A 17,103-nucleotide genomic window follows, 5' to 3' on the forward strand; every position below is an offset into this window, starting at 1 on the left:
TGAAATTATAATGACTAATATACTTGTACCATTTTTATATGAGACTGATAATTTTCACTTGCTAAAGTATATCACAAAACAAAATCATCTTCTGATAGCCCCTATAGACTATCTGGAAGTTGATGGGAGAGCTCTTCATCACCAATGATCGAAGCGAGTTCGTCACTTTCTACTATCTCCTGTTCTATCAGTTTTTGTGCCAGCGTTTCTATCTTCTTCCAATGGGTATCTACTAATTTTTCTGCATTTTGTTTTGCTACATGCATCCAATGCAAAAATCTTTTTTCAATCTGTTGTTCCAAGAAATAATTATCTAACGTATTGATCGCATTCAGGTTAATGTAGCCCAGCTCATTATCCATTCCCAATGTGGTAATGGCAGCATAAGCTTGCAAAGAGGCTTGGGCAAGGTCATTTTGTGCTCCGCTGTCCATCTGGTCATCTCCCATTTTTTTAACTTTTGCTATGCGTCCTGACAGCAGAACACAAATGTCATGAAAGAGGTCAATCTTTGAGATATTGGATAAGGGGTCTTCCTCATTGTAAGAAACAAAACCAAGCATTTTGCTTCTAGGTGAAATGGTGACCTGTTCAATTTTAACATGAGGCAAAAGCAACACGGAAAGTACTGCATGTGCCGCTTCATGATAGGCAGTCATTTTAAGTTCTTTTTCAAGCGTTTCAACCATTTTCTTTTCAACTTTATGCCCGTATTTAATGATGTTTATCTGCTCTATGAGTATCTCTTCTGTTATAAGGTCTTTGTCCTGTTCGACTACACTGAGTGCTGCCATACGTCCTATTCTTTCCAGTTCCAAAGCACTCATACCGGTGATGTAACGTACTATGCGTTCAACATTTATCTTGGGATCATGAGGTTTTTCCATGATCTTTTCTATAAAAAATCTTCTAGCATCCTTGTCAAGTTCTAAAACCTCCAATAAAAAATCAAGCTTTTGTGATGAAGTTAATATAGGATCGATCTCATCAAGGCTCTCAGCAGTGGCAATGGTAAAAACCCTCTCTTCCGTGGACTCTAGTACTTTGGCAATATCAGAAAAAGGAACATTAGTAATAGCTCCTTGCATAATACCTTTTACATCAATATCTTCCAATAGTACAATACAGGGAGCATTTTTAGAAGCAATATCGTATACCTCTTTTATATAATCAAGCTCAAAAAGTCTCGAACCGGATATTTCCATATAGGAAAGCCCTGCCTCTTTTGCAAAAGCTTTGGCAAGCATGCTTTTACCGACACTCACAGGTCCGTAGAGCAGCAGTCCTTTAGGTATAGCAGTATCGAACCGTTCAAGCATTTCTGGTTTTTTGATAATCTTAATAATACCTTTCAGACGTTCTTTTATCTGCTTATGACCTACTACATCATCAAAACCTATCTTGGATTGTTTTACTTTGGGAATATCTTTCTTTTTTTTAGTTTCCATTTCCAACCTTTTTGATCTATATCTTCTAACTATATCTAAAACTTTACACTTGTATCAAGCTAGCATGTAATTTTGCATATAGTAAAGATTTTAATATACTATCATTAGTAAATCAGCTAAAGAAGCAAGATGAATACAAAATATACACCTAAATTAAAACGTAATGTCACATTGCCCATGCTGATTCTCTATGGATTAGGTAATATCTTTGGTGCAGGTATTTATGTACTGATAGGAGAGATGGCTGGTATTGCTGGTGTGTATATTCCTCTCTCCTTCCTGCTAGCCTGTATTATTATCTCATTTACAGCTTTAACCTATGCAGAACTGAGTGCAAGATATCCTAAGAGTGCCGGTGAAGCGCTTTATATCAATGCCGGGTTCAATAACACTACGCTCTCTACTCTCGTAGGCCTTAGTGTTGCTTTGGCAGGTCTGCTCTCATCTGCTACAATTTTACATGGATTTCATGGTTACCTGAGTACGTTTATACAGACACCGGAGACCATAAGCATCTTGATCGTTGTTACCCTCCTAAGTGCAATTGCCATATGGGGCATCACACAATCCATCATAATCACTGCCCTACTGACATTGGTTGAAACATTTGGTCTAGTCATGGTCATCTATGTAGGATTTGAGCATGTGCCTTTAAATATTCAAACCCTTCAAAGTTTTATTCCTCCCGTTGAAATGACTCTGATAAACTCCATCATCTTGGGTGCCTTTTTAGCCTTTTATGCCTTTATAGGGTTTGAAGATATGGTGAACATTGCAGAAGAGGTTAAAGTTCCTACTAAAACGATGCCAAATGCCATCATTATTACACTTATCATAGCAACTATTTTTTATGCCGTTATAGCCATAGTGTCCATATCTGTTGTCCCTATAGATGAACTTGCATACTCCAGTGCACCATTAGCAAAAGTGTATGAAACGGCTACGGATTCAAAAGCTACGATTCTAAGTCTTATTGCACTCTTTGCTGTAATTAATGGTGCACTTATTCAAATTATCATGTCATCGAGAATCTTCTATGGCATGAGTACTCAAGGATGGTTACCAAAATTTCTCAGTATTGTCGATCCAAGAACAAGTACACCCATCTATGCTACCATTCTTGCTGGGTTCCTGGTATTTATCCTGGCTACACTCATTCCTATCCTTACCTTGGCTCAGTCAACAAGCTTCATGATCTTCATCATATTCACTCTTGTTAATGCTTCACTAATTCTCATAAAGATCAAAGATCCTAAACCACGGGGCATACGCACTTATCCTATAGTCGTCCCTATTGTAGCGATCATTCTTAACCTCACCCTACTTGGGTTTCAAATTGTGTCACTGTTTTAAACAACATATTCATAGCATCCAATGAGTTTTGGTATAATTAAATATTCTAAGTAAAGGATATACTATGATCTATGAACTATCCAATCCTGTTGCAAAAACTTTATTGAATCATTTGAGAGAAAAGAAAACGGATGCACTGCGTTTTAGACACATTGTTCAAGAACTGTCTCGACTGCTAGTTTATGAAGCACTAAAAAATGAAACACTTTATGATCAAACCATATCCACGTGGCAGGGAGAAGAAAAGTTTGGATTTATTCAAGAAGAAGATATCATCTTTGTCACTATTTTACGTGCAGGACTTCCTATGATCGAATCATTGACTGCACTTTTACCTAATGCATCTTCAGGATTTCTCGCTATGAAACGTGATGAAAATACCCATCAAAGCATTCTTTACTATGACCGTATCCCTGAATGTAATGGTAAAACTGTCATTATACTTGATCCAATGGTAGCAACTGCAGGATCACTCTGTGATGCTATATCTGTCATTCAATCCAAATCACCTAAAAAGATCATTTCACTCAATATTATCGGTTCCCCAGAAGGCATGGCTATTTTAGAACAAAAACATCCAAATGTAGAAGTCTTTATCGCACAAATTGATCAGAAACTAAATGAATATAAGTTTATTGTACCGGGTTTGGGGGATGCTGGTGATCGATCGTACAATACGATAGGGTCTTAATAAACAGGATTATATATCAATATATTTATTTTCATAAGTAAATATGATTGATAATAAAACGTTAGATAATAAATAAACTTGTAGATTCGTGCTGATCTACGCTTTTTAAACCCTATTTTCAGTATCTATTAAGAGAGATTCTCTCATAATCATAATAATAATAATTTTAAATTATTATCTCAACACTGAAAGGTATTTTATGGAAAGAAGAGACTTCTTTAAAAAAGCTATAGTAACTGCTGGAGCAGCGGCTGTAGGAACCAGTACGCTAGAAGCTGGTGTAACAACTCAACCTATTGATAATAGAAAAGTATCAAATGTTGCTTTTCCTGAGAAAAGACCACTGATCATGTATTCTGACAGACCTCCTTTGCTAGAGACACCTAGAGAAGTATTCACCTCTGTACTTACCCCCAATGATCAGTTCTTTGTGCGTTGGCACATGCCGGATATTCCTACGCACATTGACCCAGACACCTATACAATACACGTTAACGGTCTTGTAAAAAATGAGCTGCATATCTCACTTAATGACCTCAAAACCAAGTTTGAACAGGTAGAAGTAACTGCTGTACTACAATGTGGCGGTAACAGCCGTTCTGCATTTAAACCGATTGCAGGAGGTATCCAGTGGGGATCAGGAGCAATGGGTTGTGCAACATGGAAAGGGGTACGTTTAAAAGATATCCTTGACCAAGCAGGTTTGCAAAAAGATGCACAATGGATCGGATTTAACGGTTCTGAAAGAGCAGCCTATTATGAAACACCTGAATTTGTACGTGAACTTGAACTCAGTGAACTTGATGACCACGTTATCTTGGCATACGAGATGAATGGTGAAGATCTTCCATACCTCAATGGTTATCCTCTTAGACTTATACTTCCGGGATACTACTCTGACTCTTGGGTAAAAATGCTTTCGAATATCACCGTGACAAATGAGTATAAAAAACTCTTCTTCATGGATGTTGCCTATCGTGTACCGGATAATGAAACGGAATCAGAAACTCCGGAAAAAAGATTCCCTAAGACAAAGCCTATCAAAAAGATGAATGTAAAATCTGTGATCGGATACCCGACAAAAGATTCAATTGTCAATCATAAATCTCACGTTGTTGTTCGTGGTGTTGCCTGGGATGATGGTCATGGTATACAAGATGTACTGATTTCTACTGATGGTGGGAAGACATGGGATAAAGCCATTCTTGATAATGGTAAACTTGGTCGTTATGCTTATAGAGCCTTTAGATATCCATACAAACCAACTACATTTGGAAAAGTAACGATCATGGCTAAAGCGATCAATAAGATAGGTGAAGAACAACCTTTTGCTAAAGATATCAAATGGAATCACGGCGGATATAAATATAATGGTATCGATGAAGTTACTGTGGAGGTAATATAATGAAAAAATTACTATTAATTGCGACACTACTTGCATCACCACTCTTTTCACAGGTAAAAGAGGATGTGGAAGTACCTTATGTAGCGTTCCCGATCAAAATGGGAAAAGGATTCGATGCCATTCAAACACATTGTCTTATGTGTCACTCTTTTGGATATATCATCAATCAGGGAAGACAGTCAAAAAAGTTTTGGCGTGGAAAAGTGGACAAAATGATCGTACATTTCAAAGCACCTATGGATGAAGCGGCAGCAAAAGAAACCACTGAATATCTATTTGAACATTATGGAAACGGAAAGTTAAAATAAGTGACTCTGCTCCACCTCTTTAAGAGGTGGAACTCTCTAGCATACTCTCTTCTATATCTATATCCATTTTCGTTTTTTTATGACTCATTATCACTATCATTTGTTTTGACTCTGGTCTTTGTTCTGATACGTTCACCGTCCTGATTTACCCTGGTTTTTGTTCTGACACGCTCTCCATTCTGATTGACTCTAGTCTTGGTTCTAACGCGTTCTCCATCCTCTTTTATTCTGGTTTTTGTTCTCACACGTTCACCATTTTGGTTGACTCTGGTCTTTACTCGAACACGTTCCCCATTTGGTTTTACTCTGGTCTTTGTTCTGATACGTTCACCATCCTGCTTTACCCTGGTTTTTGTTATGACACGCTCTCCATCCTGATTAACTCTGGTTTTTACTCGAACTCGTTCACCATTCTGATTGACTCTGGTCTTGGTTCTAACACGTTCTCCATTCTGGTTCACTCTGGTCTGGGTTCGGATAGTATTTCTATCATTTATTCGTCTATTGGTATAATCTCTATTAGTGTTTCGGTTACGATCACGGTTTCTGTAGTGACTTGACCTTTGATACGCAGCTTTGCTTCTATAATATCCATATTTACCTTCTACCGCACGATAACGGCGTCCATTGTAGTATCGATAGCGATTGTGATAATAATGTCCACGACGGAATTTTCTATTTCCATAATAATAATACCCATTTTTATAATATCCGCCATAATAGTAGATCCCACTGTAATAATAGTATGGTACGCCATAATAATATGGATAACTGTAGCTGGAAAGAGACACTCTGACACTGGAGTATGGAACAGGGTCGTAATATCTGGCTTCATAGTACCCTGAGTTATAGGTTGTACATCCGGAGAAGAACAATGTCGAAGAGGCTGCCGTGATGAGTCCCAAATATTTTGTTTTATTTAACATATTAATCCTTTTATTTATTGTATCTTTTGTATCATAAAATATAAAAGTGTAACTATTGTGTAGATCAATAACCTAAGATCTCTTCTTTAAACTCTGAAGGAATCTGACCTTTACTCTTTCGGGCAATGGTATCTCTATAGATCCATTCTGCTTTTATCTTCTCTTTCTTCTCATGGGTTAAGACTGAAGTATCGTATCTGCCGGCATCTTCACGTTGTCTTTGCGCTTCATAAAGTATCAGTCCTGTGGCTACAGAGACATTAAGACTTTGTACCATGCCCTGCATAGGGATGATGATGACTTCGTCTGCCAGCTTCACTATTTCAGCAGAGACACCCTCTTTTTCATTTCCCATCACAAGCAGTGTCGGTTTCGTATAGTCTATGTGTCTAAAAGAAACCGACCGTTCCTCAAGATGTGTGACTACCACTTGAAAACCCTGGTCCTTTTTCTCCTTGAGAAATGCCACCTTGTGATCATCATGCATACGGTAACGGTGCGTCCATCTATGTGCACCCTGTGTAATCGTTTTATGTATACGAAGACTTTCATTTTCTTTTGTACTGTAATAAATGTCAAGTACTCCCACTGCATCAGCAGAACGTATAATGGCAGAAAGGTTTTGTGAACTATGGACATTGTCCAACATCACTTGCAGGTCAGGTTGTTTTTTACTCAATAAATCATCAATACGAGCTATACGTTTTTCATTTAACATAAAGAGATTATAACCATACAAACTAAAATACCTCTAGAGTAAATTCGGGTATAATTGCAAAAAATATAAGGAAGTACTATGTGCGACTTCAATACTTTAACAGATGAAGAAAAAAAGCTTTATCATGAAAAACTTTTAGAGTGTGCAAACAACTTTGGTGGAAAAAACTTTTTTCTTCATCTCTTAGAAGCTATACGTGAAACAAAGCCTCATCCGCTTACGGCAGGCAATAGTCAATTTGATATAGAGTTAGGTACGATCAAATGGAACAAAGTCATTTTCAATGACAAACTCCAACTCTTACTTAAAGCACGCGTAAATGAGAGTGCTCAAGACAATTTTCTACCAGATCCTCATGCAAAGAACTATAAAAAGATACTCAATGTTGTACGTACCCTAAAACCTATCGTTTTTCATGTCAAACCAGTGATTAAAGAAGACGGACCAGGGTTTTTCTTTCAGCCTTTTGATCTCATAAGTGAGAATAAAGTGAAATTAAATCCAATCTTTGACGCAGTATTCTTTTGTTCGGTAGATACGGTTAAAAAAGCACTGAATTATGAACCAAAGGTTTAAAAGATGACAGGCGGGCAAAAAAGAGAAAATATCAAATATGGTTTGGATGTTGGAGTAGTATTGAAAGAAGATCAAGGAACAGGAAGACTTACCTATGGTAAAGTACAGAAGATCCTCACCAATTCTCCTACCCATCCCCATGGCATCAAAGTACGTTTAAATACCGGTGAAGTAGGTAGGGTAAAAGAGATCCTATGACACTCTTCATCGATGGGGATGCTTTTCCAAATCTTCTTAAACCCATAGTCTTGCGAAGTATAGAACGTCTGTCTCTATCTACAAAAGTCATAGCCAACAAAAAGATACATATTGGCACATCAAAACACATCGAATACATTATCGTAGATCAAGGTGCTGATGAGGCAGACCATCATATCGTAGAATTATGTGGTGCGGGTGATCTTGTCATCACTGCAGATATACCGCTTGCAGACAGGATCATAAGTAAAGATGCTCATGCCATAGACCACAGAGGCGAACTCTACAGCGTAGATAACATTAAACAATACCTAGCCATGAGAAACCTTATGGAAAGCATTAGAGAAAGCGGTGAGATGACAAGCGGACCAAAAGCATTTGGTCCAAAAGACGCACATGCATTTGCAAATCAACTCAATGCCTTTTTAGCCAAACATACATAGTCTTCTATACTTTATGAAGACTTCAATTGTTGTCATTACAAATTAAACCTACTTAAACCCAATAAAATACGCTAAAAATTTCAATTGCCTTCTTTATAGTTTTCATTATAAAACATCCTATATAGAATATTTTATAAGGTTTTCTATTGAAGGAGACAAAATTATACCTTGCAAACGTCGCTATAGCGAATAACCTTATAAAATATGTTAGGTTATAAGGTTTTAATCACAGATTTTAATCCTATTGACATGAGTTTATATAGAAATGCTATAATTAAATATCATGAATACACACCCTGAACTCATCTTATCCATTGGTATTGTATTTTTCCTCGGTTTAGCGGCTGATATGCTAGCAAATAAAATATCAGTACCACGGGTGACCCTGCTTATAATCCTTGGTATTTTTATAGGACCAAGTGGTCTTAACTTTCTACCACAAGTTTTTATTGACGAATGGTTTCATACTATCACGATCATAGCCTTAGGAATGATTGGATTCCTAATTGGTCAGCAGTTCACATGGTCTAAATTAAAAAAATCTGGTATAGTCGTCTTTTCAATCGCTTTGGGAAAAGTATTAATGTCCTTTGTGTTTATATCTGTAGTCCTGGTTCTGCTTAGCTTACCGTTACCTGCAGCAGTGATTTTGGCAAGTATTGCTTCAGCAACTGCTCCTACGGCAATTTATGAAGTTGTTCATGAGATGAAAATTAGAAATAAATTTGTAACAACATTACTCGCTGTAGTCGCTTTTGACGATATATTAGCACTATTTTTGTTCAGTATAGTACTTGCAGTTCTAAGTGCAAGTGAGCAGCTAGGATTGTATATAATCATTTCTAGTGGTATGATTGAGATATTTGGTAGTCTCATGCTTGGATATATAATTGGATATCCAATTGCCAAAATAACAGGTAGGATTAAACCAGGTGAACCAAGTATGGTTGAAGCTTTGGGTAGTGTTTTTTTCATTAGTGGTCTCTCTCAATGGTTAGGGTTTTCTCCTATCTTAGGAGCTATGGCGATGGGTAGTGCAGTTACTACATTTGCAAAACACCATAAAAACCCCTTCCATGCTATTGAAAACATTCAATGGATTTTTATGATTATTTTCTTTATTCTTGCAGGTGCTACACTAGAACTTGATGCACTTGTCGGTGTAGGCTTTGTAGGACTTGCATACATTATCTCCCGTCTGGTTGGATTTTATCTGGGCGCACGTTTGGGTGCAAAAATAAGTGGCTCGGATATTAATATTGAAAAGTGGATGGGACTTGCACTGATTCCTCAAGCAGGTGTAGCCATTGGAATGGCATTGATAGCCTCACAGCATTATGCCGAGTATAATCACCTTATATTACCAATTGTGTTAGGAACCACCGTCATCTTCGAAATATTTGGACCTATGATGACCCGTTTCGCTTTACGAAAATCAGACGTAATGAAAAAAAGCACTTAAAGTATAGTTATTGATTTCCAGTCAAAAACCTTATAAAATATATAATTTTATGAGGTTATTATAAAAAATATTAGTCAAATATTTTTGATATACTCTTAATAGTAAAATATCAGATATTAAGGTTAAAAATGAGAGATGTACGTATATGCTATGTTGGAGATTCTTTTGTAAATGGTACAGGAGATCCAATTAAGCTTGGCTGGGCAGGAAGACTGAGTGCAAGTCCTCAAAACAACAATCTGGATATTACACATTATAATCTTGGCATTAGAAGAGAGACATCAGAAGATATATTAAAAAGATGGGAAGCAGAATGCAACTCAAGGTTGACTCAAGTATCAGAAAATAAAGTTGTTTTCTCATTTGGTGTCAATGACACAGTGATTGAAAACGGTCAAAGAAGAGTATCTTTGGAAAGTAGTATTGAAAATGCTAAAACTATATTATTGAATGCTTCAAAAAAATATGATGTGATAATGATTGGTATGCCTCCAATTAATGATGATGAACAAAATGAACGTATTAAAGAGTTAGATCATAAATATCAAGCGTTATGCAATGAATTAAATATTCCATATCTATCAATATTTAATAGACTGGTTCATGAACAAATATGGAGAGATGAAGTTGCATTAAATGATGGTGCTCATCCAAGAGATAAAGGTTATGACATATTGGCAAACTTTATAAAAAATTGGAGTGGTTGGGTGCTTTAATAAATAAGGCAAAGAAGGGTTCAAAATATCTACTTGTTAAAACCTTATAAAATATATAACTTTATGAGGTTTTTCTCTCGTGTTAACATTATGTATATACCTTTACATTTTTATGCACTTTATAGTCGGCAGAAATAGTTTCAAGTATTTCAATTTCTAAGTTTTCTAATTGAGAATCCATAAACTCAAACATCTCAGACTTCTGCGGACCTGACCAGTATGTAGGAGAAGGAAGCACTAATCGTTTTTCTCCCTTGCCATGAATCACTAGAGTTCCTTGGTTACCTTCTTCAATCCACTCAACTTCATCCCAATAAATTCTATACTCAGCAAACGGAGATAACACAGAAATATATTCAGATGTTGATTTTATACTCGAAGCCATAAAAAGTAGAAAAACTCCTATACAAGCAAATAAAAGGAAAAGTGGTGATACATAACCTTGTCCCGCTCTCCATGCCATTACAGCACAAAAGAGAAAGAATACAATACCAACCCATACTATTATTTTATATACAAACAATCCTACTCTAAGTTCTTTTGATTTCATGTTCTATATCCTACACGCTTTAATATCATGTTATTTTTCATAAAGAGTATATCAGAAATGTCTTGTAGTCAAAACCTTATAAAATATATAACTTTATGAGGTTTTCTATTTTATTTTTTGCTTCCTAAAATTTAGTAGCTCATCTCATTAGATTTTAGAGTTTTTTATTGGCACTGACAATTGTGCAGCAATAGTATAGCGCCAACCATACTGACATATATCTACTGAAAAACCATGACTTTTAAGTATTTGTTCTAATACGCCAGGTGAGAAAAAGTTTCCGGGTTCACCCAATATTTTTTCTACCCTACAGATCAGTTTACCCATAAAAGTACTCGAATCGAAATCATAAATAAAGAGTTTTCCCTCTTTTTTAAGTACCCGTACGATCTCATCAATAGACTTTTCAATATCAGTAAAATGGTGAAGCGCTTCACCAATCAGTATCGCTTCAAAGCTATCCTCTTCAAAAGGAATTGTTTCTGCATGACCTTTGTGTGTTTGTATATACTCTGCAGAAAATTTCAGCATACCTTCTGAAGGGTCAAGCGCTGTAAATTGAAGGTCATCTCTGCAGGCATAAGCAAATTCACTCATGATGCCTGTTCCTGCACCAAGGTCTAGTACCGATGCATGGTTCGAAAGCGGTATTAAAAAGCTGCAAAGTGACTCACGTATTTTATGTGGATATATATATGGTCCTATATATTTAAATATCCAACCCAAATGATTAAATGGTATCATGTGTATCACTCCTTCTCAGATATTTCCTAGCTATTTCAATAGAGTACACAACGTCTTTTATATGACAATTTGACATATATGCATACCAAATTATACAACTTTGATATAATGCTCAAATAAAATCAACGATAAAGTAATAGGCATTTATGAAAAAGATACTTTCAGATTTATACAGAAATTTTGTTCTTTACTTTAAACTCTACATGCTGCTATTACTGATTCCTCTTACCTATAATTTTATTCCGATCAATGAAGGGACTAAAACATTCTATATACCCTCTTCAAACATAGATGACGTGATTAAAACACTCAAAACACATGGCTATGAAGTCACCTGGGTGGACAAACAGATGTTAAGACTCAGAAAAACACCTGATGAGGGGTGGTATAGTGTTGAACCTACTGAACATGGACGCATTTTATTTTTTCAGCATCTCTATAAACAGAAAACAGATGAACTTATGGATGTGGTGATCTATGCAGGCGAAACGAAAGAGGAACTTATTGCACGTCTTGCTAATGATATGAAACTGGATCAGGCAAAACTTTTAAACACATACAATACTCTTGCACATTTTAAAGAAGCAGATATATTGGCTCAGCGATACACTCTTGCACGTACAGCAGATGAAAATACAACCATACAATATATTTTCTTAGAATCCAGACGCAAGCTGAACACGTTTATAAAAGAGTATTATACTACAACACCAGAACTGATGGAACTGAAAATTATCCATATCATCGCGTCTATCATACAGAAAGAGAGCAACTCTATAGAGGAGATGCCACTGATCTCTTCAGTGATCTATAACCGTCTTGAAAAGAATATGAGACTACAAATGGACGGTACGCTTAATTACGGACCCTACGCACATACTATCGTTACTCCAGAACGGATCCAAAGTGATGAAAGTGAATATAATACCTACAAACATAAAGGCTTACCGCCACATCCCCTAAGTACAGTGACTTTAGATGCACTAAAAGCTACCATGGAACCAACAAAAAGTAACTATATTTTCTTTATGCTGAATGAAAATGGTACCCATAACTTTACAACAACTTACGACCAACACTTAGAAAATATTAGAGCTTTTAGAAAGTTTCAAAAAAAGAGGTAAAAAGAAAAAAACTATAAAGCTAGCCTCTGAATAGATCATTTTCGGCTGTCGGTCATTAGAGGGGTTACACCCAAGATAAGGTATAACCCAAAAACTATTTTTATTGGAATTACTTAAGAGATATGAACTACAATCTCACTATTTTGTACATCAAACTCAACGCTGGAGCCTTCAACTACTTTATCTTCAAGTATGAGTTCTGCAAGTCTGTCCTCTACCACTTCATAGAGTGCTCTTTTAAGCGGACGCGCACCATATACAGGGTCAAATCCGGCTTCTGCGATATATGCTTTGGCACTATCACTCAACGTAATCGTAATATCACGCTCTGCAAGTTTTGACTGGATACCTTTAAATAAGATATCCACAATGCTCGTAATGGCATCAAGATCCAGCGGATTAAAGATCACCTGCTCATCCAAACGGTTCAGAAACTCCGGTTTGAAGTTTCGCTTGAGCTCGTCGTTCACCGCTGCTCTACGCTCTTCTTTATCCGTGATCGTCATGATCTTGTCTGATGCAATGTTTGATGTCATGATGATGATCGTGTTTTTAAAGTCTATCGTGACCCCTTTATTATCAGTTAAACGCCCGTCATCCAGTACTTGCAACAATGTGTTGAACACATCTGGGTGTGCTTTTTCTATCTCATCGAACAGGACCACTGAATAAGGTTTACGGCGTACCGCTTCAGTCAGCTGTCCACCCTCTTCATAGCCTACATACCCCGGAGGTGCACCAACCAATCTGCTGGCTGCATGTTTTTCCATATACTCACTCATATCGATACGTATCAGTGACTTCTCTGAGTCAAACAAAAACTTCGCTAGCGTTTTAGCTACCTGTGTTTTACCTACACCCGTTGGCCCAAGGAACATAAAGCTACCGATAGGACGGTTGATATCACTCAATCCTGCTTTATTACGTTTAATGGCGCGTGCTACAGCTTTAAGTGCTTCTTCCTGCCCTACAACCTCTTCTTTTAGAATACTTTCGATCGCAAGTATCTTCTCTTTTTCACCTTGCAGCATCTTGTTGACAGAGATACCTGTCCAACGGCTGACAATGCTGGCGATCATCTCTTCATCCACTGAGTTTTTAAGCAATGTTCCTTCAGACATCATCTGTGACCATTTATCTTCAAGATTCTTGAGTTTCTCATTTTCTGCAGGGATCTGTCCATACTCTATCTCTGCTGCTTTGTTGAAGTCTCCTTCTCTTTTGACATGCTCCGCCTGCGTTTTGAGTGAATCGATATTGGTTTTCACTGCAGCGATCTCATTAAAGACATTCTTTTCATTGTCAAATTGATTCTGCAGTGACACACGTCTCTCTTCCAGGTCAGCCAACTCTTTTTCTATCTCTTCAAGACGAGAGGTATTTTTATCACTCTCTTCCATTTTGAGTGCCTCTTTTTCAACCTGTAGTGTTGATATATCACGTTTGGACTTCGCAAGGTCTGTAGGTTCAGACTCTATCTGCATCTTCAGTTCCGCTGCTGCTTCATCGATAAGGTCAATGGCTTTATCCGGTAAAAATCTGTCAGTAATGTAACGATCACTGAGTTTTGCTGAGGCAACCAGAGCAGAATCCGTAATATTGACATTATGGTGTGCTTCCAGCTTGTCTTTGATACCTCTAAGGATCTGTAATGCTTCATTGATACTAGGTTCATCCACTTTTACCGGCTGGAAACGTCTTTGCAGTGCCGCATCTTTTTCAAAATACTTTCTGTACTCTTTGAGTGTGGTTGCACCTATGGTATGCAGTTCACCACGTGCCAGAGCCGGTTTAAGTATATTCGCAGCATCCATGCTTCCTTCGCTTGCACCTGCACCAACGATCGTATGGATCTCATCGATGAACAAGATAACATTGGCTGCTTCTTTGACTTCATCCACTATGGCTTTGAGTCTGTCTTCAAACTCACCTCTATATTTGGCACCGGCGATTAACCTGCTCATATCGAGTGAGATCACACGCATGTTTTGCAGACTAAGCGGTACCTCTTTATTTACGATACGTTGTGCAAGTCCTTCCACGATAGCCGTTTTACCTGTACCCGGTTCACCTATCAGGATTGGGTTATTTTTTGTTTTACGAATGAGTATCTGCATCATGCGCTGTACTTCCTCATCTCTACCGATGACAGGATCCAATTCTCCATCAAGTGCCTTTTGATTCAAGTCAATACCATATTGTGCAAGCGCTTCGAGTGTCTCATCACCACTTTGAGAGTCTATCTGTTTACCCCCTCGAATACTCTCTAAAGTCTTTTCAAATTCAGAGATATCTAGATATTTTGACATGCTATCACGGATAAAACTTTCTCCTACATTTGCCTTAAGCCATGCATCCACAGCAAGATATTGGTCACCGTTTGCCGTCATCACCCCTTCTGCATTTTGTAATGTACGTACCAGATTTTGTGAAAGTTTAATATTTTCTTTGGTCACAGAAGAAACAGTTGGTAATTTATTGGCAATACTTTTTGTTTCTAATTCAATGGCAGCCTTATCAACGTTCATTTTATTAAGTGCCTGGTGTAAGATAGATCCCGAATTGGTTAATAGTGCCCATAACAAGTGTATAGGCTGTACTTCTTGATTTTTATTATGTAATGCTAAAGATAGTCCTGATTCGATGGTACCTTGCATTTGATTGGTTAATTTTTCCAGTATATTCATAGAATAACTCCTTAAAATGATTTAAATTTAAATAATTATACAACCTTTAGTCACTTCTTGTCAAGTTTATTTAGTGATATTTGTTATTCATCCTTATACAAGGAAGATTTCTGTCACAAACCCACCTCCTCTTAGCCCAACATAACATGCTTAGCTTGGCTTGATATTCTGATTTAAATTAAAGATATTATCCGGATCATATTTTTCTTTTATTTCAGACAATCTGGCATAATTTTCACCATAAGCAGCAGGCACACGCTCCTGTTCTTCTTCTGTCATAAAGTTAACATAGGCACCACCCATCGCATACGGTGTTGCACTATTAAAAAATGCTCGTGCCCAATCTATACATAATGCATCCTCATGACTCTCATCCCAGCGTGCGTGGACGTTCATGATATAGTTGGCTTTTCTATGTACATAAGCTGTTTTATTCAAAGGTTGTCTACTTGTGTAGCCACCCATCTGTGCGATAAATATTTCACTTGCCATTGAGGGGATCTTCGATGCATAGTCTGTGATCACATCAATGGTTTCATCATTTAAAATTTCAAAGTTATGTGATTTCCAGTAGTTTCTTGACCCTGGGGTAAGCAGAGGATCAAATATCTGTTGCCACGCTTTGTATGGCATCATACCGGTAAACTCACCATGGGCTTTGGCAAATTCTCTTAACGGTGCTATCAACGCTTCTCCTTCTTTTTCATCCCCTGTGTAGAGAAATGCCATCACCACGACTTCTTTACCGTGAACCTCTTCTGGTAAAAAAGGCAGAGGCGGTGCTTTTCGTATGACAGACCAAATGCTTAATTCATCACGCAGTTTTGCCGTATACTCACGATAGTGTTGTAATATACTTTTTGCAGACTCAAATGGAAATACGATCATGCCACTAAAAGTTTCCGGACCTACAGGGTGTAATTGAAATTCAAATCTGGTAACAATGCCGAAGTTACCGCCACCCCCACGAATCGCCCAAAAAAGATCAGCATGTTCATCGTCGCTTACTCGTATAGATTCACCGTTCGCAGTGACTACCTGAGCGGCTATTAGATTATCAACGGTCATACCGTACTTCCGTGATAACCAGCCAAAACCCCCACCCAGTGTTAATCCGGCAATACCCGTGGTCGAGTTGATACCAAGACTGGTAGCTAAACCGTAAAGTTGTGTTTCATGATCCATATCCCCCAATGTTGCACCTGGCTCTACATAAGCAATACGTTTCTTACTGTCTACAAATACAGACTTCATCATTGATAGGTCTATCATTAAACCGTTATCGCGTATAGAGCTGCCTGCAATGTTGTGTCCTCCGCCCCTAATAGAAAAATCTATACCTGTATCCCTGGCAAATTTTATACAACTGACAACATCAGCAGTTCCGCTGCATCGTGCTATGATCGCTGGACGACGATCGATCATCGCATTCCATATGCTGCGTATTTCATCATAGTCACTGTCTTCACTTGTAACGATACGGCCATGAAAGATGGCAGAGAAGTTTTCAATTTCGTCTTTTGTAAGCGTTTTCATACGATTCCTTTTCCTACTAATTAAATAAAATCAGGTAATGACCTACTGTTCAACTCATTCAACATACCGATTTGTTTACAACCGATGAATATAGCTATATCTCTTAAAAGCACGAGATCTCAACTCAAATTATTCAACATTCTCATCTATCTTGACTATACTTTTTTTTAGTGCACTTGATGTGTAATACGATATTGCGATGATAAAAACTAAGTAAA

The 17,103-nt window shown here is 37.4% G+C and carries 17 protein-coding genes; 10 read left to right on the forward strand and 7 right to left on the reverse strand.

Annotation, left to right across the window (positions count from 1 at the left end; genetic code table 11):
- Positions 1-101: 101 nt before the first annotated feature.
- On the reverse strand, positions 102-1,448 hold the full coding sequence (locus tag LDM93_RS03490; RefSeq protein WP_223890662.1) for an AAA family ATPase: 1,347 nt from the start codon (positions 1,446-1,448) through the stop codon (positions 102-104).
- 129 nt (positions 1,449-1,577) lie between these two features.
- On the opposite strand from LDM93_RS03490, the gene LDM93_RS03495 reads away from it, so the two are divergent.
- From LDM93_RS03495 to LDM93_RS03510, 4 genes are all read left to right on the forward strand, one after another.
- Entirely contained in the window at positions 1,578-2,801 is a 1,224-nt protein-coding gene (locus tag LDM93_RS03495) for an APC family permease (protein ID WP_223890664.1), read from the forward strand.
- Positions 2,802-2,865: 64 nt separating this feature from the next.
- Entirely contained in the window at positions 2,866-3,492 is a 627-nt protein-coding gene (gene upp, locus LDM93_RS03500) for a uracil phosphoribosyltransferase (RefSeq protein ID WP_223890666.1), read from the forward strand.
- A 199-nt stretch (positions 3,493-3,691) separates the two neighbouring features.
- A complete protein-coding gene (locus tag LDM93_RS03505) occupies positions 3,692-4,897 on the forward strand; it encodes a molybdopterin-dependent oxidoreductase (RefSeq protein ID WP_223890667.1) in 1,206 nt (401 codons plus the stop codon).
- Positions 4,897-5,205, forward strand: coding sequence for a sulfite:cytochrome C oxidoreductase subunit B (locus LDM93_RS03510; protein WP_223890669.1), 309 nt, complete (start codon positions 4,897-4,899; stop codon positions 5,203-5,205). The genes LDM93_RS03505 and LDM93_RS03510 overlap by 1 nt, the downstream gene beginning before the upstream one ends.
- A gap of 77 nt (positions 5,206-5,282) precedes the next feature.
- Here the strand turns inward: LDM93_RS03510 and LDM93_RS03515 are convergent, their stop codons facing one another.
- On the reverse strand, positions 5,283-6,131 hold the full coding sequence (locus LDM93_RS03515) for a hypothetical protein (RefSeq protein WP_223890670.1): 849 nt from the start codon (positions 6,129-6,131) through the stop codon (positions 5,283-5,285).
- Between the two features lie 64 nt (positions 6,132-6,195).
- Positions 6,196-6,849 (reverse strand): RNA methyltransferase, encoded by a 654-nt coding sequence (locus LDM93_RS03520; RefSeq protein ID WP_223890672.1) that lies wholly within the window; start codon positions 6,847-6,849, stop codon positions 6,196-6,198.
- Between the two features lie 78 nt (positions 6,850-6,927).
- Here LDM93_RS03520 and LDM93_RS03525 point away from each other — a divergent pair, with 78 nt between their 5' ends.
- From LDM93_RS03525 to LDM93_RS03545, 5 genes are all read left to right on the forward strand, one after another.
- Positions 6,928-7,425: a hypothetical protein gene (locus tag LDM93_RS03525; RefSeq protein ID WP_223890673.1), complete on the forward strand. Its 498-nt coding sequence runs from the start codon at positions 6,928-6,930 to the stop codon at positions 7,423-7,425.
- 3 nt (positions 7,426-7,428) lie between these two features.
- A complete protein-coding gene (locus LDM93_RS03530) occupies positions 7,429-7,623 on the forward strand; it encodes a YwbE family protein (RefSeq protein ID WP_223890674.1) in 195 nt (64 codons plus the stop codon).
- Positions 7,620-8,066: a YaiI/YqxD family protein gene (locus LDM93_RS03535; RefSeq protein ID WP_223890675.1), complete on the forward strand. Its 447-nt coding sequence runs from the start codon at positions 7,620-7,622 to the stop codon at positions 8,064-8,066. Before LDM93_RS03530 ends, LDM93_RS03535 begins: the two co-directional genes overlap by 4 nt.
- A gap of 283 nt (positions 8,067-8,349) precedes the next feature.
- The gene (locus LDM93_RS03540) at positions 8,350-9,528 is read left to right on the forward strand and encodes a cation:proton antiporter (RefSeq protein ID WP_223890676.1); all 1,179 of its coding nucleotides are present in this window, start codon (positions 8,350-8,352) and stop codon (positions 9,526-9,528) included.
- Between the two features lie 128 nt (positions 9,529-9,656).
- The gene (locus LDM93_RS03545) at positions 9,657-10,244 is read left to right on the forward strand and encodes a GDSL-type esterase/lipase family protein (RefSeq protein WP_223890677.1); all 588 of its coding nucleotides are present in this window, start codon (positions 9,657-9,659) and stop codon (positions 10,242-10,244) included.
- A gap of 88 nt (positions 10,245-10,332) precedes the next feature.
- Here the strand turns inward: LDM93_RS03545 and LDM93_RS03550 are convergent, their stop codons facing one another.
- Both LDM93_RS03550 and LDM93_RS03555 read right to left on the reverse strand, forming a co-directional pair.
- A complete protein-coding gene (locus tag LDM93_RS03550; RefSeq protein WP_223890678.1) occupies positions 10,333-10,794 on the reverse strand; it encodes a hypothetical protein in 462 nt (153 codons plus the stop codon).
- 147 nt (positions 10,795-10,941) lie between these two features.
- The gene (locus tag LDM93_RS03555; protein ID WP_223890679.1) at positions 10,942-11,538 is read right to left on the reverse strand and encodes a class I SAM-dependent methyltransferase; all 597 of its coding nucleotides are present in this window, start codon (positions 11,536-11,538) and stop codon (positions 10,942-10,944) included.
- A gap of 146 nt (positions 11,539-11,684) precedes the next feature.
- On the opposite strand from LDM93_RS03555, the gene mltG reads away from it, so the two are divergent.
- Positions 11,685-12,662 (forward strand): endolytic transglycosylase MltG, encoded by a 978-nt coding sequence (gene mltG, locus LDM93_RS03560; RefSeq protein WP_223890680.1) that lies wholly within the window; start codon positions 11,685-11,687, stop codon positions 12,660-12,662.
- Positions 12,663-12,775: 113 nt separating this feature from the next.
- On the opposite strand, the gene LDM93_RS03565 is transcribed toward mltG, so the two are convergent.
- Positions 12,776-15,349: an ATP-dependent Clp protease ATP-binding subunit gene (locus LDM93_RS03565; protein ID WP_223890682.1), complete on the reverse strand. Its 2,574-nt coding sequence runs from the start codon at positions 15,347-15,349 to the stop codon at positions 12,776-12,778.
- Positions 15,350-15,499: 150 nt separating this feature from the next.
- Positions 15,500-16,885: an FAD-binding oxidoreductase gene (locus LDM93_RS03570; RefSeq protein ID WP_223890684.1), complete on the reverse strand. Its 1,386-nt coding sequence runs from the start codon at positions 16,883-16,885 to the stop codon at positions 15,500-15,502.
- Between the last annotated feature and the right edge of the window lie 218 nt (positions 16,886-17,103).

The sequence above is a fragment of the Sulfurovum sp. TSL6 genome (assembly GCF_019972115.1).
In the GTDB taxonomy this organism is placed as follows: domain Bacteria; phylum Campylobacterota; class Campylobacteria; order Campylobacterales; family Sulfurovaceae; genus Sulfurovum.